Here is a 4,013-nt window from a genome sequence, read left to right as displayed (position 1 = left end):
GCCGGGCCGAGCAGGGCGCGACCGTGCTGCTGGTCACCCACAACGTCATCGAGGCCGAGACCGTGCTCGACCGGGTCGCCGTGCTCGACGAGGGCCGGGTGATCGCCTGCGACACCCCGGCCGGGCTCAAGGAGCGGGTCTCCGGCGAGGTCCGGGTCGAGCTGGTCTGGCGGGAGCGGGCGCCGCTGGAGGTGCCCGAGGTCGCCGTACTGCGCGAGCGGGCCGTGGAGGCCGGGCGCCGCTGGACGCTCCGGCTCGCCCCCGAGGAGGCGCGGGCCGCCGTCGCCACCGTCACCGGCGGGGCCGCCTTCGCCGCGCTGGACGACTTCACCCTCGCCACGCCGAGCCTGGAGGACGTCTACCTCTCCCTCGGCGGGGCCGCCCGGCAGGGGCTGGTGAAGGCGTGAGCGCGGTCCTGATCGCATCCGTATGGTCCCTCGGGGACGTCTGTCCGGCCGCCGTCGGGAAGAGGAGCAGCGCGTCGTGAGTGTCGTACCCGCCGAGGTCCTGCCGGGCGCCGCGAGGAGCGGGCCGGGGCAGGCGCGGCGCGCGGCCGAGCTGGGCCCGCCCGTGCGGCTGTGGCCGTCGCTGGCCGCCGTCTACCGGGCCCAGTTGTCGCGGGCCCGGGTGGCGCGCATCCCGCTGCTGTTCGTGGCGACCTTCCAGTCGGTCGGCATCGCCGTGATGATGCGGGGCGTCGTGGACAGCGGGCCCGAGGCGCAGGCCGTGGTCGCCGGGTCCTCGGTGCTGGTCGTCGCCTACGTGGCGCTGAACCTGCTCTCGCAGTACTTCGGCCAGTTGCGCGCCAGCGGCGGGCTCGACCACTACGCCACGCTGCCGGTGCCGCCGGCCGCCGTGGTGCTGGGCGCGGCGGCCGCGTACGCCTCCTTCACCGTGCCGGGGACGCTGGTCACCGCCGTCGTGGGCTGCGCGCTGTTCGGGCTGCCGCTGTCCAACCTCTGGGTGCTGCTGGCGGTGATCCCGCTGGCCGGGGCCGCGCTGTCCGGGCTCGGCGCCGCGTTCGGGCTGCTCGCCCCGCGCCCCGAACTCGCCACGCTGCTCGGCCAGCTCGGCATGTCGGCGGCGCTGCTGCTCGGCGTGCTGCCCGCCGACCGGATGCCCGGCGTCGTGCGCTTCGCCCGCGACCTGCTGCCCTCGACCTACGGGGTGGAGGCGTACGCGCGCACCTTCGGCCCGGACCCCGACTGGGCGGTGGTCCTCGCTGACCTGGGGGTGTGCGCGGGCGTCGGAGTGATCTCGCTGGCCGTGGCGACCCGCGCGTACCGCAGGGCCGCCGTCCGGTGACGCGGCGCGCGACGCGACCTGGCACGATGTCAGGGTGACCGCACCGCTGACTCCGCCACCGCCGCCGCACGACGACTTCGCGCATCAGCACGGAGGGGGCCCCTCGGGCGGGACACCGGTCGCGGACCCGTACGGACAGGACGGCCCCGGTATGAAGACCGAAGTACGCGAAGCCGTCGTCGTGGCCGTGGCGGTGGCCCTCTCCGGGGTGCTGCTGGGGCTGCTGTGGTGGTGGCTGGCCCCGCACGTGCCGCTCGTCGGTGAGGAGACCGACCGGAGCTGGGTGGTCTACCTCAAGGACACCGAGGGCGAGCAGGCGGCCGGGGTGGATGGCACCTTCGCCCTGCTGGGCCTGGCGTTCGGCCTGATCAGCGCGGTCCTGGTGTTCCTGCTGCGGCGGCGCGGGGGCGTGCCGCTGGTGGTGGGCCTCGGTGTCGGCGGGCTGCTCGCCTCGCTGCTGGCCTGGCGGATCGGGGTCTGGCTGGGCCCGACCTCCGACGTCATCGCGCACGCCAAGGCGGCCGGCGCCGGTGTCACCTTCCCGGCCCCGCTCCGGCTCGGGGCCAAGGGCGCCCTGCTGGCCTGGCCGCTGGGCGCGCTCCTGGTCCACCTGGGCCTGACGGCCCTCTTCGGCCCCCGCGACCCCGAGCCGTACGAGCAGGGCCCCTACGACCACGAGCCGCGGGGCCCCTACGGGACGCCGTCCGCGTAAGCGGTCAGCCGCGGCCGATGGGTGCCAGGACGGCCTTCGTCAGGGTGGCCAGGTCGGCCGGGGCGAGCTCGACCTCCAGGCCGCGCCGGCCCGCCGAGACGCAGATCGTGGGGTGGGCCCCGGCCGACTCGTCCAGCACGGTGGGGAGCTTCTTGCGCTGGCCCAGCGGCGAGATGCCGCCGCGTACATAGCCGGTGGTGCGCTCGGCGAGCGCCGGGTCGGCCATCGCCGCCCGCTTGCCGCCGACGGCCGCCGCCAGCGCCTTGAGGTCCAGCGTGCCGGAGACCGGGACCACGGCGACCGTCAGCGCGCCGTCCACGTCGGCCACCAGCGTCTTGAAGACCCGGTCGGGGGAGACGCCCATCGCCTCGGCGGCCTCCTCGCCGTAGGAGGGGTGGGCCGGGTCGTGCTCGTAGGAGTGGACCGTGTGGTCCACGCCCGCCGCGGTGAGGGCCACCGTGGCGGGCGTGCCGCCCGCCTGCTGCTTCTTGGACTTCTTCGCCATCGCGGGTGCCGGCCCTCTGTTCCGTCAGTTCAGACTGGTGCGCGCCCGCGTCAGCTCGAACGCGGGCAGTGACGGCAGACTACGGATGATCGCCGTCTCCGCGCGAAGCAGTTTCAGCTCGTCCCGCAGCCGGGACGCGGTGTCCGGTGCCTGGAGGAGCCGCTGCTTGGTCGGGGTGTCCAGCACCATCGCGGCCGCCACCAGGTAGGAGATCACACCGGGGTCGTCCGGCAGGTCGGAATCGGCGGAGATGGAGCGCTCATGGGCGCCCGCCAGCCGCTTCTGGTACTGCTGGAAGGAGCGCAGCACCCCCTCGGCGAGCGCGCCCGCCTCGTCGCCGGGCTCCTCCGGCAGCTCCTCCACCTCGGCGGTGAGGAACGCCCCCGAGTCGTCCACCGAGAGCAGCCGGACGCGGGTGGTGCCGGTGCACAGCACCTCGAAGGTGCCGTCCGGACGCTCCCGGATGGTCGCGGCGTCCGCCACACAGGCCACCCGGTGCAGCGCCTTGAGCGGGTCGGGACCGAAGCCGGCCGCGGGGCCCTCCTCGGTGTCGGCGTCGGGGTCCGGCAGCCCCGTGGCGCTCGGCGCCAGCTGGTGGCCGTCGCGGATCGCCACGACGACGAACCGGCGCGGCTCGTCCTCCGGGGTCTTCAGCAGCTCGCGCATGATGGCGCGATACCGCTCCTCGAAGACGGACAGCGGCAGCACGAGTCCCGGGAACAGCGCGGTGTTCAGCGGGAAGAGGGGCAGGCGGGCGGTGGTCACGACGCCCCAGCCTAATGGTCCGGCGCGCGGGAGCGCCTGCGGCGCCAGCGGCGGTCTCATCCGTCCCGGCCCGGCCGGCCCCGCCGGGCTCAGAGGTGGGCGCGCGGCGGGGCCGGGAGCAGGGCGGCCAGGGCGGCGGGCGGGGCATCGGTCAGCAGGGCGTCGCGCAGCCGCAGGAAGTGCCCGAGCGGGTCCTCGGACACCCGGCTCCAGGGGTACGAGGTGACGTACGGGCCGATCAGCGCGAGCTGGGTGCGGGCCTCCTCCCAGCGCTCCAGGCGCAGCAGGACGTAGAGCAGCTTGTTGCGTACCTGGGCGAGGCGGGGGTCGGCGGCCGGGAAACGGGCGGAGAGTGCCGCCGCGCGGTCGGCGGCCGCGAGCAGCCTCTCGCGGGGCACCTCGGGACCGCAGGCGTCGGTGAGGTAGCCGAAGGCGGCCCGCAGCGGGAGCGCCTGCACCAGCGAGCCGGGCGGGGCGTCCTGGGCGGCCGGCTCGGCGAAGTCGAAGCACTCGCGGTGCGAGCCGTGCCAGAAGGTGGCCAGATAGCGCAGCGCCGCCACATGGCAGCCGTAGTGGTGTGGGGAGCGGCGTACGGCCGCCTCCCACAGCTCCTCGAAGTAGCGGTGGCCCGCGCGGGAGCCGCGCGCGTGGTCCAGCGCGATCCGCCAGGGCACCGGGTCGCGGTCGTCGGCGCGGGCGGCGGCCGTGATCAGCGGGCTGGCCTCG

The 4,013-nt window shown here is 75.7% G+C and carries 4 protein-coding genes and 2 pseudogenes; 3 read left to right on the top strand and 3 right to left on the bottom strand.

Annotation, left to right across the window (positions count from 1 at the left end):
• The 3 genes and pseudogenes from GT030_RS12690 to GT030_RS12680 form a co-directional block, all read left to right on the top strand.
• Positions 1–407, top strand: a pseudogene (locus GT030_RS12690) (ABC transporter ATP-binding protein); the annotation flags it as partial.
• Positions 408–483: 76 nt separating this feature from the next.
• Positions 484–1,305, top strand: coding sequence for an ABC transporter permease (locus tag GT030_RS12685; RefSeq protein ID WP_161201196.1), 822 nt, complete (start codon positions 484–486; stop codon positions 1,303–1,305).
• A gap of 34 nt (positions 1,306–1,339) precedes the next feature.
• Positions 1,340–2,017 (top strand): AAA family ATPase, encoded by a 678-nt coding sequence (locus GT030_RS12680; protein ID WP_161201195.1) that lies wholly within the window; start codon positions 1,340–1,342, stop codon positions 2,015–2,017.
• 4 nt (positions 2,018–2,021) lie between these two features.
• On the opposite strand, the gene ybaK is transcribed toward GT030_RS12680, so the two are convergent.
• The 3 genes and pseudogenes from ybaK to GT030_RS12665 all read right to left on the bottom strand — a co-directional run.
• Complete coding sequence (gene ybaK / locus GT030_RS12675; protein ID WP_161201194.1) at positions 2,022–2,522, bottom strand: Cys-tRNA(Pro) deacylase; 501 nt, start codon at positions 2,520–2,522, stop codon at positions 2,022–2,024.
• Between the two features lie 24 nt (positions 2,523–2,546).
• Positions 2,547–3,287: an LON peptidase substrate-binding domain-containing protein gene (locus GT030_RS12670; protein ID WP_086691327.1), complete on the bottom strand. Its 741-nt coding sequence runs from the start codon at positions 3,285–3,287 to the stop codon at positions 2,547–2,549.
• An 89-nt stretch (positions 3,288–3,376) separates the two neighbouring features.
• A pseudogene (locus tag GT030_RS12665) lies at positions 3,377–4,013 on the bottom strand (hypothetical protein); the annotation flags it as partial.

Source organism: Streptomyces sp. SID1328, assembly GCF_009865595.1.
Lineage (GTDB): Bacteria > Actinomycetota > Actinomycetes > Streptomycetales > Streptomycetaceae > Streptomyces > Streptomyces griseoluteus.
The sequence above is the reverse complement of the archived record's forward strand: the minus strand, read 5'-3'. Positions and strand labels throughout refer to the sequence as shown.

What these genes read in the sequence shown, in the direction of transcription:
- ybaK (WP_161201194.1), bottom strand. Translation starts at nt 2,522, where the DNA reads ATGGCGAAGAAGTCCAAGAAGCAGCAGGCGGGCGGCACGCCCGCCACG.